The sequence below is a fragment of the Flavobacterium sp. IC2-16 genome (genome assembly GCF_055521455.1).
Window position 1 is genome coordinate 1,611,437 of record NZ_CM145480.1, and the last position, 12,398, is coordinate 1,623,834.

Annotated in this window: 15 protein-coding genes; 10 read left to right on the plus strand and 5 right to left on the minus strand. The window is 35.1% G+C overall.

From position 1 onward, the window contains the following. Window positions 1-69 precede the first annotated feature (69 nt). Together rplU and rpmA are read left to right on the plus strand one after the other, a co-directional pair. Window positions 70-432, plus strand: a complete 363-nt coding sequence (rplU, locus tag ACZ1JT_RS07245) for a 50S ribosomal protein L21 (protein ID WP_465093173.1) — start codon at window positions 70-72, stop codon at window positions 430-432. A 26-nt stretch (window positions 433-458) separates the two neighbouring features. Beyond that, window positions 459-719: a 50S ribosomal protein L27 gene (gene rpmA, locus ACZ1JT_RS07250; RefSeq protein WP_023573269.1), complete on the plus strand. Its 261-nt coding sequence runs from the start codon at window positions 459-461 to the stop codon at window positions 717-719. Window positions 720-957: 238 nt separating this feature from the next. Here the strand turns inward: rpmA and ahcY are convergent, their stop codons facing one another. Beyond that, entirely contained in the window at window positions 958-2,274 is a 1,317-nt protein-coding gene (ahcY, locus tag ACZ1JT_RS07255) for an adenosylhomocysteinase (protein WP_465093174.1), read from the minus strand. Window positions 2,275-2,417: 143 nt separating this feature from the next. On the opposite strand from ahcY, the gene ACZ1JT_RS07260 reads away from it, so the two are divergent. Beyond that, window positions 2,418-3,047 carry a 4'-phosphopantetheinyl transferase family protein gene (locus ACZ1JT_RS07260; protein ID WP_465093175.1) on the plus strand — a complete coding sequence of 210 codons (630 nt, stop codon included), beginning with the start codon at window positions 2,418-2,420 and terminating at the stop codon, window positions 3,045-3,047. Here the strand turns inward: ACZ1JT_RS07260 and ACZ1JT_RS07265 are convergent. Then, a complete protein-coding gene (locus tag ACZ1JT_RS07265) occupies window positions 3,044-3,433 on the minus strand; it encodes a group III truncated hemoglobin (RefSeq protein WP_465093176.1) in 390 nt (129 codons plus the stop codon). The genes ACZ1JT_RS07260 and ACZ1JT_RS07265 overlap by 4 nt on opposite strands. 2 nt (window positions 3,434-3,435) lie before the next feature. Further along, a complete protein-coding gene (locus ACZ1JT_RS07270; RefSeq protein WP_465093177.1) occupies window positions 3,436-3,723 on the minus strand; it encodes a hypothetical protein in 288 nt (95 codons plus the stop codon). Between the two features lie 200 nt (window positions 3,724-3,923). On the opposite strand from ACZ1JT_RS07270, the gene ACZ1JT_RS07275 reads away from it, so the two are divergent. The 5 genes from ACZ1JT_RS07275 (at window position 3,924) to ACZ1JT_RS07295 (ending at window position 9,593) form a co-directional block, all read left to right on the plus strand. Then, window positions 3,924-4,649 carry a phosphoglycerol geranylgeranyltransferase gene (locus ACZ1JT_RS07275; protein ID WP_465093178.1) on the plus strand — a complete coding sequence of 242 codons (726 nt, stop codon included), beginning with the start codon at window positions 3,924-3,926 and terminating at the stop codon, window positions 4,647-4,649. Window positions 4,650-4,659: 10 nt separating this feature from the next. Then, window positions 4,660-5,277, plus strand: a complete 618-nt coding sequence (gene pnuC, locus ACZ1JT_RS07280) for a nicotinamide riboside transporter PnuC (protein WP_465093179.1) — start codon at window positions 4,660-4,662, stop codon at window positions 5,275-5,277. Next, window positions 5,244-6,803: a DUF4301 family protein gene (locus ACZ1JT_RS07285; RefSeq protein WP_465093180.1), complete on the plus strand. Its 1,560-nt coding sequence runs from the start codon at window positions 5,244-5,246 to the stop codon at window positions 6,801-6,803. The genes pnuC and ACZ1JT_RS07285 overlap by 34 nt, the downstream gene beginning before the upstream one ends. Window positions 6,804-6,805: 2 nt before the next feature. Further along, a complete protein-coding gene (gene arfB, locus ACZ1JT_RS07290; protein ID WP_465093181.1) occupies window positions 6,806-7,207 on the plus strand; it encodes an alternative ribosome rescue aminoacyl-tRNA hydrolase ArfB in 402 nt (133 codons plus the stop codon). A gap of 226 nt (window positions 7,208-7,433) precedes the next feature. After that, window positions 7,434-9,593 carry a TonB-dependent receptor gene (locus ACZ1JT_RS07295; RefSeq protein WP_465093182.1) on the plus strand — a complete coding sequence of 720 codons (2,160 nt, stop codon included), beginning with the start codon at window positions 7,434-7,436 and terminating at the stop codon, window positions 9,591-9,593. 56 nt (window positions 9,594-9,649) lie between these two features. Here the strand turns inward: ACZ1JT_RS07295 and ACZ1JT_RS07300 are convergent, their stop codons facing one another. Continuing rightward, window positions 9,650-10,072, minus strand: a complete 423-nt coding sequence (locus ACZ1JT_RS07300) for a Rieske (2Fe-2S) protein (protein WP_465093183.1) — start codon at window positions 10,070-10,072, stop codon at window positions 9,650-9,652. A gap of 159 nt (window positions 10,073-10,231) precedes the next feature. Here ACZ1JT_RS07300 and greA point away from each other — a divergent pair, with 159 nt between their 5' ends. Together greA and ACZ1JT_RS07310 are read left to right on the plus strand one after the other, a co-directional pair. Continuing rightward, window positions 10,232-10,708: a transcription elongation factor GreA gene (greA, locus tag ACZ1JT_RS07305; RefSeq protein WP_465093184.1), complete on the plus strand. Its 477-nt coding sequence runs from the start codon at window positions 10,232-10,234 to the stop codon at window positions 10,706-10,708. A 14-nt stretch (window positions 10,709-10,722) separates the two neighbouring features. Then, window positions 10,723-11,112 (plus strand): HIT family protein, encoded by a 390-nt coding sequence (locus tag ACZ1JT_RS07310; RefSeq protein WP_465093185.1) that lies wholly within the window; start codon window positions 10,723-10,725, stop codon window positions 11,110-11,112. A gap of 34 nt (window positions 11,113-11,146) precedes the next feature. Here ACZ1JT_RS07310 and ACZ1JT_RS07315 read toward each other — a convergent pair whose 3' ends face one another. Next, complete coding sequence (locus ACZ1JT_RS07315; protein WP_465093186.1) at window positions 11,147-12,301, minus strand: sensor histidine kinase; 1,155 nt, start codon at window positions 12,299-12,301, stop codon at window positions 11,147-11,149. Between the last annotated feature and the right edge of the window lie 97 nt (window positions 12,302-12,398).

The window sequence follows — 12,398 nt, forward strand, 5'->3', positions numbered from 1 at the left end:
AAAAGCTATTGTGGGATTAAGAAATAGATGTATATTTGCACACTTAAAAATTAACTAAATAGTATTGTTATGTACGCAATCGTAGAGATAGCAGGGCAACAATTTAAAGTAAGCAAAGACCAAAAGGTTTATGTTCACCGTTTAGCGTCTGAAGAAGGAGCGAAAGTTTCTTTTGACAAAGTTCTTTTGTTAGACGATAACGGAAATGTAACTTTAGGCGCCCCGGCTGTAGAAGGTGCTTCAGTAGAAGCCAAAGTGTTACAACACTTAAAAGGTGATAAAGTAATCGTTTTCAAAAAGAAAAGAAGAAAAGGTTACAAAAAGAAAAATGGTCACAGACAATCTTTGACTCAAATCGTTATCGAAGGAATCGTTGGCGGTGGAGCTCCAAAGAAAAAAGCGACTAAAAAAGCGGAAGCTACAGAAGAATAATTAGTAACATTAAAAACTAGTACGTCATGGCTCACAAGAAAGGTGTCGGTAGTTCCAAGAATGGTAGAGAATCAGAATCGAAACGTTTAGGTGTTAAGATTTATGGTGGTCAAGCTGCAATCGCTGGAAACATTATCGTAAGACAAAGAGGTTCTAAGCACAATCCAGGTGAAAACGTTTACATGGGTAAAGATCATACTTTACATGCAAAAGTTGATGGAGTAGTGAAATTCCAGAAAAAAGGTGACAACAAGTCATTTGTTTCTGTAGTTCCATTTGAAGCATAAGAATTACTCTTAAATTATATAAAAACCCATTTCGAAAGAAGTGGGTTTTTTGTTTGTAATATGTTTTGAATTTAGGTTTTAGTTGTGTTGCAAAACAATAGCAAATATTTTTTTGCAACACTTTTTGTTGCATTTTTTTCAAATTTTATTTTATGCAACAAATTAAAAAACCCTCACATCACTGTAAGGGTTTCTAGTTGTCTAATATTCTAAACTTCTAACAGTCTAAGAAGTCTGATTAATATCTATAATATTCTGGTTTGAAAGGACCTTGAACTTCAACACCGATATAAGCGGCTTGTTCTGCGTTCAATGTTTCTAATTCAACACCTAATTTAGCCAAGTGTAAAGCAGCTACTTTCTCATCCAAATGTTTAGGTAACATATACACTTCATTTTTATAAGCTGCACTGTTAGTCCATAACTCGATTTGTGCTAACGTTTGGTTGGTGAAAGAGTTCGACATTACAAACGATGGGTGACCTGTAGCACAACCTAAGTTTACTAAACGTCCTTCAGCTAAGATGATGATATCTTTACCGTTCACGTTGTATTTGTCTACTTGAGGTTTGATTTCAATTTTCGATGCACCGTGGTTTTTGTTTAACCAAGCCATATCGATTTCGTTATCGAAGTGCCCGATGTTACATACAATCGTTTTGTCTTTCATCGCTTCGAAGTGTTTACCCACAACGATGTCTTTGTTTCCAGTAGTAGTGATTACGATATCGGCATTTCCGATTACAGTATCTAATTTTTTCACTTCATATCCATCCATAGCCGCTTGTAAAGCACAAATTGGATCGATTTCAGTTACTGTAACAATAGAACCAGCACCACGGAAAGAAGCCGCAGTACCTTTACCTACGTCTCCGTATCCACAAACTACTACTCTTTTACCTGCTAACATAACATCAGTAGCACGACGAATTGCATCTACCGCCGATTCTTTACAACCGTATTTGTTGTCAAATTTCGATTTAGTAACCGAGTCGTTCACGTTGATGGCCGGCATGAATAACGTTCCGTTTTTCATTCTTTCATACAAACGGTGAACACCTGTGGTAGTTTCTTCTGATAAACCTTTAATTCCAGGAATTAATTCTGGGTAACGGTCAAATACCATGTTCGTTAAATCACCGCCATCATCTAAAATCATGTTCAATGGCTTTCTATCTTCACCAAAGAATAACGTTTGTTCAATACACCAGTCAAATTCTTCTTCATTTAAACCTTTCCACGCATAAACTTGGATTCCAGCAGCAGCAATAGCAGCAGCAGCTTGATCTTGAGTTGAGAAAATATTACATGATGACCAAGTAACTTCAGCACCCAAAGCGATTAACGTTTCGATTAAAACCGCAGTTTGAATGGTCATGTGTAAACATCCTGCAATACGTGCCCCTTTTAAAGGTTGGCTTGCTCCATATTCAGCACGAAGCGCCATTAATCCTGGCATTTCAGCTTCTGCTAATTCAATTTCTTTTCTTCCCCAAGCTGCAAGATTGATATCTTTTACTTTGTAGGCTACAAACGGAATTGTTGTTGTACTCATCTATTTAGTATATTTGTTTTAAAATAAAATATCCGATTAATTCGGACTGCAAAATTACGCATTTCCTTTTATTTTCCTAAAGCATTTTGCTTATTTTATGATTTGTTTAATGGGTAAACTTTTGAAATACAACAAAATACTTCATGCCGCTTTGTAAAGTTATCGATATCAATGCTTCCACTAAGGTGTTTCTTTGGAAAATAACCGAAGATTACAATCAGCTTTTTCGAAATGTTAGGCTGCAGGATGTGTCTATGGCTCGAATGGAAAAAATGAAATCGGAAAGCCATCAAAAAGGATTTCTTTCGGTTAGAATGTTGCTTCAGGAAGTTGGGTATACCGATTTTGATTTGTTTTACGACGAATTTGGAAAACCGCATTTGAAAGATGGAACTCACATTTCAATTTCACATTCGTTTGATTTTTCTGCCATAGCCTTAAGCACAATCAATGTGGGTATCGATATCGAACAAATTAAAGAAAAAGTACTTCGAATTGCTCCGCGTTTCATGAATGTTAGTCATTTAGAAGGATTAACACCAGAGGATCAGATGAAAAAAGCTACGGTGGTTTGGGGTATAAAGGAATCTGTTTTTAAACTGAAAAATAAAGTGGGTATCAGTTTTCCGGACCATATTTTTGAAGATGCGTTTTTACTAACAGATAAACAATGCAAAGCACAACTGCATTTTGAGAACACAGTTGAGAACTATACTGCTTTTTTTGAAATGGTTGAGAATTATATGCTGGTTTGTGCTTTGAAATCCGATTAATCTTTAGAACGGTTTTCATAAATGGAAATCATTAAAAAAGTTCCCATTTTTCGAGCGCGACGTTTTAATAACTCTACATTTTCCCCTTGAAACAGTTCTTCTAAGGTTTCAAACCACAAGTTTAACCACAGACCAAAAATATTTGGATTCACAGTATGGTGGAATTTTTTATCGACTGCCACATGAGCCTCGAGGGGATTTCCATAATATTTACGTACAGAAAAAAGATTGTTTTCCCAGAAATCGGTTAGTTTTTCAAGATGTGCATCCCAATCGCTTATCGTTTCAGTAAAGAAATGACCAATCTCGTGGTTGCTACGAATCTTTTTGTAAAAAGTATGTACCAATAAGGAAAGGTCATTTCTGTTTTCGATATCTTTTTTCATTCCTACATAATGAAATTGTTCAGAATAATGCTGGCAATACTTACCGCTGCACTGGCAATAATAAGGTTGAAAACTAACTTTGGTTTTTGTTGTGATAAAATGGCTCCGTTTACAATGCTACAGATTAAAACAACTACAGCTAATTGTAACATTTGAAAAAGAGAAGTTCCATTTTCTAAAATATACATCGCGGCTGCGCCTCCTAAGCAACTTTGTCCAATAATTGCTAAAGTTGTAAATCCCATATATCCTTTTTGGAAATCGTGTAATGATTTTTGATAAAGTGTCATAATTTCTACTATTTAATACCACAAAGTTAGAAGGGGTAGCTTTTTTATTTTATGACAAAAGTCATGTTGTAGTAAAAAATATTTGCATATAACTGTAAGAGCATCAGTGTGTTTGTAATGTTTTGTGTTTAAAATCCGATTTAAATTTTTCGTGTTTTAAAAAAGGGCTATTTTTACCAAAATTAATTTTCTGCGTCAAAATGATTTACGACGAAATTTTATCGGCCAAAAAAAACGGCAACAAGCTTTTAGCAGTTTTGTTGGATCCGGATAAAATTGATTTGAACGTAGTAGAGCGAATTGCAGAAAAAATAAACCTGTCGCCAGCGACTCACATTTTTGTAGGAGGTAGTAGTGTAGCGGTTAATTGTATAGATGAATTGATACTTCGCTTAAAAAAAATAACCGACTTGCCTGTTTTGTTATTTCCGGGTAATCCCTCACAAATATCGAATAAAGCTGATGGCATTTTGTTTTTAACGCTTTTGTCGGGTAGAAATCCGGATTATTTAATAGAACATCAGGTAAATGCCGTTCCTATTTTGAAAAAAACCAATCTGGAAGTTATTTCTACCGGATATATTTTAATTGAAAGTGGTTCACAAACTGCGGTAGAAAGGGTAAGTAAAACAACCCCGCTAGACAGAGAGAATTCTGATTATGTTTTGCAAACAGCTCAGGCAGGAGAATGGATTGGTAACAAACTTATCTATCTGGAAGCAGGAAGTGGTGCGCAAATGGCAGTTCCGTTAGAAATGATAGCAAAAGTTGTAACACATACCAATGTTCCTATACTGGTGGGTGGTGGAATTCGTTCGGAAAAAGCAATTCAAGACGCTTTTGCAGCTGGTGCCGATTTGGTTGTTATTGGTACGGCTTTCGAAAATGATGACTCTTTTTTTTCAACGGTTAGTTTGAAATCGTAATACAAAAACAATGATAGATTTTTTCTTTGACGCGTATAAAAATGCTTCGTTAACTCAAATTATTCTCGAATTTATTGCGTTTGTTTTGGGAATTGTTAGTGTGATTTATGCTAGAAAAGAAAATATTCTGGTTTATCCAACAGGTTTGATTGCGACTGTAATTACCACGTATTTGCTATGGAAGGCTGGCTATTTGGGTGACATGATGATTAACTTGTATTTTTCAATAATGAGTATTTACGGTTGGTGGAATTGGGCTCGGAAAAAGGACAATGGTACTACATTGCCCATTTCTAGAACAAATCGTAACGAAAAAATTACAGGAATTGCATTGTTTGTACTGACAATTTTTGTAGTTTTCGGTGTCTATACCGTATTCGGCTACGAAATCAAAAAAGAAAACTATATCGACATATTGGCTTCGGGTATTTTCTTTACCGGAATGTGGTATATGGCCAATAAAAAAATAGAAAACTGGACTTTGTGGATTGTAGGTGATTTTATAGTAACACCTATCTATGCATACAGGGGACTGGGAATGTTATCGTTACAATATTTAATTTTTACGGGACTGGCTATTGCAGCATATTTGGAATGGAGGAGAATATTACAACAAAAGACTATTTAATACAACAGTATAATTTCACAGCATCCGATTTTGAATACATAAAAGAGTACGGAATTACACTTGAAAAAGTGAAGCAAGAACTCGAAATGTTTCAAAACGGAATTGATAAAATTTCGCTAGATAAGCCCGCTACTTTAAATGACGGGATTTTATCGTTTTCTGATGCTGAATTTCAGGAACTCGCTTCTTTTTTTGAAGCCAATCAAGCCCAATATACCGTTGAAAAATTTGTGCCGGCATCTGGTGCAGCCAGTAGAATGTTTAAATTTTTAATTGAGTTTCTTAACGAATATCAATTGGGAAAAGAATCGATTAATGCATACATCAACAGACAAAAAGCAAATAAACTGTCGGTTTTTTTAGTTGGAATGGAAAAATTGCCTTTCTATGATTTGGTTTTAGAAGAAACAAAATTGTTCTATTCTAATTACGATGAATTATCGCCCGATGAAAAGGTGTATTGCTTTATAAATAGAATGCTGTCGGCCGATGGTTTTAATTTTGCAAATAAACCAAAAGGAGTGTTGCCATTTCATAAAAATGATATTCAAATTACATCTCCTATCGAAAAACATCTTGAAGAAGCCCAAGTTTATTTAGATCGTTCTGGAACTTCTAAAATTCATTTTACGGTTTCGGAAGAGCATTTGTCTAGTTTTAAGGATATTGTAGCGAATAGTGAAAAAGAAGTACAAGTTACCTATTCGTTTCAAAAATCTGCTACAGATACATTGGCGGTTTCATTAGATAATCAGCCGTTTCGTTTAGATAATGGGAATCTTTTTTTTCGTCCTGGAGGTCATGGTGCTTTAATTGAAAACTTAAGTCAGTTAAACAGTGATGTGGTTTTTATTCGAAATATCGATAATGTAGCGTATAACCACTTCGATGAAATTATATTTTATAAAAAAGCATTAGCCGGTTTATTGCTACAGTTGCAAGAAGCAACATTTAAACATTTGAAAGCTATTCAAAATAACAACTTTGATAGTGCGGAGGTTATAGATTTTGTAAAGGAGCAATTGCATATTGTTTTACCAAAAGATTTTAATAAATATTCCGAAGCCAATCAGAAAGAAGAGTTGTTTCAGTTGTTAAATCGTCCAATGCGTGTTTGTGGAATGGTTAAAAACGAAGGAGAACCTGGAGGCGGACCATTTTGGGTGGATCAAGAAAACGGAACAATATCATTACAGATTGTTGAGTCATCGCAAATCGATTTGCATAACGAACAACAACAGCGCTTGTTTTCGGAAGCTACTCATTTTAATCCGGTAGATTTGGTTTGTGGAATTAAAAACTTTGAGGGTAAAACCTTTACGCTCTCTAATTTTGTGGACCATCAAGCGGGATTTATCGTTGAGAAAACCAAAAACGGAAAAGATATTAAAGCCTATGAACTTCCTGGTTTGTGGAATGGCGCAATGGCTAATTGGATAACGGTTTTTGTAGAAGTGCCTTTAATTACGTTTAATCCGGTTAAAACAGTAAACGATTTATTGAAACCGGCACACCAACACGAATAATTGTGAATAAAGATGCATTGATTTCAGAGCTTCAGTTTAAGGCTGTTCGTAGTAGTGGAGCGGGTGGACAAAACGTAAATAAAGTATCCTCAAAAGTGGTTTTAACATTAGATTTGTCTAATTCAAAAGCTTTTACTGAGGAGGAAATTGTTCGTGTACATCAAAAGTTGGCCAGTAAACTCACAAAAGAACAGTTGTTGGTTTTACAATGTGATGAAGATCGAAGCCAATTGAGGAACAAAGAAATTGTTATAAAACGATTGTTAGTGTTGCTTGAAGAAGCGTTGAAAATAGAAAAAGTGCGTAAAGCAACCAAAATACCACGTTCGGTAATTGAGAAGCGAATTAAAAGCAAACGAAATACTTCGGAACTTAAAGAAAGTAGAAAGAAACCAAAATTTTAAGTTTCAATCGCTTGCAATTTTAAAATAAAGAGTTATATCTTTGCGCCGTCTCAAAGGGGTGCTCAAAATAACGAGCTGAGATCATACCCGTAGAACCTAGAACAGGTAATGCTGTTTAGGGATAGTGACACATTTGATGGAGTGCACGCCGTCAAGTCATGAAATACATTTAATAATTAATTTAAAAAGAATAATTGCCCCTTTTATTCGTAAATCGTTTTTACGAATGAAAACTTTATTCAAAACAATTGTAGCCGCTGTTATCATGCTGCAAACATCTTTGAGTTTTTCTCAAGATGTTACACCTCAAGATACTACAAAAACCAATCAGCTGGATGAGGTTATGGTATCTACACTTCGAGCCAACTCGAAACAACCTATCAGTTTTACCAATGTCGATAAAAAGGAAATTGCTCCGCGTAATTTAGGGCAAGATATTCCCGTTTTATTGAATTATTTGCCTTCAGTGGTAACGACTACCGATGCAGGAAATGGAGTAGGTTATACTTATATGCGTGTTCGTGGGTCCGACGGTTCTCGTATTAATGTTACTTTAAACGGAATTCCATTTAACGACAGTGAAAGCCATGGTTCGTATTTTGTTGATTTACCCGATTTTGCTTCGTCTTTAGAAAGTATTCAGTTGCAACGTGGTGTTGGAACATCAACTAACGGAGCTGGAGCATTCGGTGCTAGTTTGAACATGCAAACGAAAGCATATCAGGAAAAAGCATACGCGAATGTGTCTAATTCTTTTGGAAGTTTTGCCACTCGAAAACATACATTAGCTTTTGGAACGGGACTTCATGATAAATTTGAATTTAATGGTAGGGTTTCGCAAATTGCATCCGATGGTTATATTGATCGTGCATCAACAAATATGTTTGGGTACTTCTTTAATGCTAATTATGTAGCTGATAAGACTCTTATCAAATTTATTGCTTTCGGTGGTAAAGAAAAAACATATCAGGCTTGGTATGGAATTGAAGATCCGGACAAGTTGAACAACGATAGAACGTTTAATCCTGCAGGAATGTATTTTGATGCTGATGGGAATATGAAGTTCTATGATGATGAATCGGATAATTATTGGCAAAATCATTTTCAATTGCATTGGTTGCAAAAATGGTGTACTAATTGGACATCAAATGTTGCATTACATTATACGTTAGGGAAAGGATATTATAAGCAATATAAAGAAGATGAAATGCTATCCGATTATGGTTTGCCTGTTTATTCAGGGAATTTGGTTTCAGATTTGATTCGTAAACGATGGTTAGATAACGACTTCTTTGGAGCAACTTATTCCTTAAATTATAAAACGGCAAATACCGATATGTTATTTGGTGGAGCTGCAAACCGTTATCTAGGAAGGCATTTTGGAGAAGTAGTTTGGACGCAATATTACATTCCGGGTTCAAACCGTTACTACAGCAATTACGGCAATAAAGATGATGTGAATTTCTATGGAAAATTGTCTCAAAAGCTAACCAATCAACTAAGTTTTTTTGCAGATATGCAGTACCGAATGGTGTTTTACCAAGCTAGTGGTGTTCAGGCAAATCCGGTTAATGATACCTTCCGATTTTTTAACCCTAAAGCCGGTTTTAATTTTCAGTTAAACCAAAAAAACACATTTTATACGTATGCGGGTATAGCTAACAAAGAGCCTAGACGTGACGATTATGAAAATGGTAGTACAAAGCCAGAACGTTTGTTGGATTTCGAATTAGGTTGGAAATATAATTCTCAAAAAGTAAGGTTTACCGCGAATGCTTTTTATATGAGCTATAAAGACCAGTTGGTTATGACAGGTGCTTTAAACGATGTTGGTGCTCCGGTGTTTACCAATAGTGGTAAGAGTTACAGAGTTGGAGTAGAGCTTGAAAGTGTAATTAGCTTAACGCAGCAACTGGTGTTGCGTCCTAATGTAACTTTAAGTCAGAATAAAAATCAAGACTTCTATTTTCAACGTGATGGAGTGCTTCAAAACTTAGGAAATACCAATATTGCGTATTCACCAAATGTTATTGTCGGTAATACTTTAACCTACATGCCTTTTGCATCGTTTCAGGTGTCTTTGTTGAGTAAATATGTTGGAAAGCAATATATGGGTAATATAGATTCTGAAAAATCAGTTTTAAAAGCATATTCCGTAAGTGATTTGAATATAAACTACGAATGGAAAATAAACAAAGGGCTTAAGTCGGTTGTGTTTTCAGGGTTAGTGAATAATATATTGAATAAAAAATATGAGTCGAATGGTTATTTTTATACCTACGACGATACCTGGACAAGTCCTACTCAAGTAACAACAATTGAAGGAACTGGGTATTATCCTCAAGCCGGAATTAACTTTTTAGCCGGTGTCACTTTGAAATTTTAATGTTTAGTTACAGTAATGCCAGAAAAATCCTGATCGAATCTTTCGGTCAGGGTTTTTTAATTATGAATGGTTAGGTTGTCTCCGTTTATTTCTACAATGTATCTGCGCATTGAATATTGCATTCCTTGAGAAGTGCCGTAAAACAAATTGTATTCTTTGCTGTCGCAAGGACAAGTTGCAATAGCGCCATTCGCTGTCATTGTAGAGCATCCACTTAATGGTTGATTAGGACAAGCAGCATCAAAGGCATTGTATCCTGTTCCGGTATTAAATACAATAATTCCCCTAATCCCGGCATCGGCACCATTAACTATCACTGAGTTTCCAGCAAATTGTAGGTTGCTGTAAGAGGGTAAACTAATATTAATAGTTTTGTTTACAGCGTATTGGGGTAAATAAGGATTGTTGTCGTTGATAACACTGTCTTTATGGCAAGAAAGCAAACTCAAGAAAAGTAAGAAAGTTGCTAGTTTTTTCATCAGAATATTTTTAAAAAGAAATGAATAAACAAATTTAAATCATTAACTTTGACTTATGCAATTTTGCATCCTGAAATTGAAATAAAATAAAAACAATATCTTTGTAGAAAGAATCCCGTTCCGATGGGATTTTTTCTATTTTAATAAACAATGAAAAATATGAGTAAAGTATCTTATTACACCGCTGAAGGACTTAAAAAATTAAAAGACGAACTGGATCATTTAAAAAATGTAGAACGTCCCAAAGCTTCCGAAGCAATTGCTGAGGCTCGTGATAAAGGAGACTTGTCTGAAAATGCTGAATACGATGCTGCTAAAGAAGCGCAAGGATTGTTAGAGATGAAAATCTCTAAAATGGAAGATATTGTTGCTAATGCCCGATTGATTGACGAATCACAATTAGATGTGTCTAAAGTACTTGTGCTTTCTACAGTGAAAATAAAAAACCAAACCAATGGTATGGAAATGAAATACACGCTGGTTGCCGAAAGTGAAGCCGATTTAAAAACCGGTAAAATTTCTGTAACATCACCTATAGGTAAAGGATTGTTGGGTAAAAGTGTTGGTGAAATTGCAGAAATTAGTGTTCCAAACGGGACATTAAAATTTGAAATATTAGAAATATCTAGAGATTAATTAAAATTTCAAACATGGCTTCAATCTTTACAAAAATTGTTAACGGCGAAATTCCGTGTTATAAAGTGGCTGAAGATGATAGATTTTTAGCTTTTTTAGATGTTAATCCAAATGCTAAAGGACATACCTTGTGTATTCCTAAAGAAGAAATTAACAAGCTGTTTGATATGGAAGAAGAGCATTATTTAGCTTTAATGCAATTTTCAAGAAAGGTGGCTAAAGCTGTTGAAAAAACGGTTCCTTGTAAGCGTATTGGGGTTGCAGTAGTTGGTTTAGAAGTGCCGCATGTTCATGTGCATTTAATTCCGCTTCATGATATGGACGATATGCGCTTTCAACGTAAAACACAACTTTCAACGGATGAATTTGAAGCATTAGCAAAAGCAATAAATCAAAATTTATAAGACTAAAAAGGCGAAATATTACATTTCGCCTTTTTTATGCTTCTTTTTTCTTAAAGGTTATTTGCATGGTGGTGCCTTTGCCAATTTCGGATTGTGCTACTTTAATTCGTCCGTCATGATATTCTTCTACAATACGTTTGGTTAAAGAAAGACCAAGACCCCAGCCCCTTTTTTTGGTAGTGAATCCCGGCTCAAAAACACTTTTGAATTTTGCTTTTGGAATACCGCTTCCTGTGTCGCTAACTTTAATTTTTACAAAACGTTCATTTTCTTCAATAACAACTGCAAGTTTTCCTTTTCCTTTCATGGCATCTATAGCATTCTTAACTAGATTTTCTACCGTCCAACTGTGTAAAACCGGATTTAAGTTAATCATAATTGGATGTTGAGGGGCCTTAAAACTGAAATCAATTTGCTTGGAACTTCTCGATTTTAAATAATCAAAAGATTGTTCTGTTTCTTTAACCAAGTCCCTGTTTTCCAACGCGGGTTCAGAGCCAATTTTTGAGAAACGATCGGTTATGGTTTGTAAGCGATTAATGTCTTTTTGAATTTCAATGACAGTGCTTTCTTCTACATTTTCCGATTTTAAAATTTCTAACCAACCTATTAATGAAGATAAAGGTGTTCCTATTTGATGTGCCGTTTCTTTAGCCATACCCGCCCATAAACGATTTTGAGTAGCCATTTTACTGGCGCGGTAGAAATTGAAAATCATCCCGCTAAAAAACAAGCCAATTAATACCAAGGCAAGAGGGTAGTACTTTAATTTGGTTAACAGCGATGAGTTTCCGTAATATAAAAGATGTTTTTTTCCATCGTAATCAATCGAAATTGGCGCGTTTTCCGATCGTAATCGATTTAAAAAGGTTATGGATTTATTCGGACTTTTAATGATTTCTTCATCTACATTAATCATGTCGATGATGCTGTCTTTGTCCGATGTTTTTATAATGGGAATTGTGGTGTTTTTACTCAGAATTTGAAGCGGCAATTCTAAATCGGTGTTTTCATCGGCATTATTCAATGTCTTTGTGGCTGCTGCCCAAAGTTCCATCTTTAATCGTTCTTCGTTTTTGAAAGTTTGGAAAAAAGTATAGGTGTTCCAAAGTATTAATACTAAGAAATTAAAGGAACCGAGAATAATTATCCAACGAATTAAGTTGCGTCTGTCCGAGGAAAAGTTCATATATGGCTTTGAGAAGCTGAGTTACTATGTAGCTAAGTTACTAAGTTTATCGGGATGCCCAAACTTTCACAATTTAAAATGTTTTTTTGAGGTATAA

What these genes read in the sequence shown, in the direction of transcription:
- rplU (WP_465093173.1), top strand. Translation starts at nt 70, where the DNA reads ATGTACGCAATCGTAGAGATAGCAGGGCAACAATTTAAAGTAAGCAAA.
- rpmA (WP_023573269.1), top strand. Translation starts at nt 459, where the DNA reads ATGGCTCACAAGAAAGGTGTCGGTAGTTCCAAGAATGGTAGAGAATCA.
- ahcY (WP_465093174.1), bottom strand. Translation starts at nt 2,274, where the DNA reads ATGAGTACAACAACAATTCCGTTTGTAGCCTACAAAGTAAAAGATATC.
- ACZ1JT_RS07260 (WP_465093175.1), top strand. Translation starts at nt 2,418, where the DNA reads ATGCCGCTTTGTAAAGTTATCGATATCAATGCTTCCACTAAGGTGTTT.
- ACZ1JT_RS07265 (WP_465093176.1), bottom strand. Translation starts at nt 3,433, where the DNA reads ATGAAAAAAGATATCGAAAACAGAAATGACCTTTCCTTATTGGTACAT.
- ACZ1JT_RS07270 (WP_465093177.1), bottom strand. Translation starts at nt 3,723, where the DNA reads ATGACACTTTATCAAAAATCATTACACGATTTCCAAAAAGGATATATG.
- ACZ1JT_RS07275 (WP_465093178.1), top strand. Translation starts at nt 3,924, where the DNA reads ATGATTTACGACGAAATTTTATCGGCCAAAAAAAACGGCAACAAGCTT.
- pnuC (WP_465093179.1), top strand. Translation starts at nt 4,660, where the DNA reads ATGATAGATTTTTTCTTTGACGCGTATAAAAATGCTTCGTTAACTCAA.
- ACZ1JT_RS07285 (WP_465093180.1), top strand. Translation starts at nt 5,244, where the DNA reads ATGGAGGAGAATATTACAACAAAAGACTATTTAATACAACAGTATAAT.
- ACZ1JT_RS07295 (WP_465093182.1), top strand. Translation starts at nt 7,434, where the DNA reads ATGAAAACTTTATTCAAAACAATTGTAGCCGCTGTTATCATGCTGCAA.
- ACZ1JT_RS07300 (WP_465093183.1), bottom strand. Translation starts at nt 10,072, where the DNA reads ATGAAAAAACTAGCAACTTTCTTACTTTTCTTGAGTTTGCTTTCTTGC.
- greA (WP_465093184.1), top strand. Translation starts at nt 10,232, where the DNA reads ATGAGTAAAGTATCTTATTACACCGCTGAAGGACTTAAAAAATTAAAA.
- ACZ1JT_RS07310 (WP_465093185.1), top strand. Translation starts at nt 10,723, where the DNA reads ATGGCTTCAATCTTTACAAAAATTGTTAACGGCGAAATTCCGTGTTAT.
- ACZ1JT_RS07315 (WP_465093186.1), bottom strand. Translation starts at nt 12,301, where the DNA reads ATGAACTTTTCCTCGGACAGACGCAACTTAATTCGTTGGATAATTATT.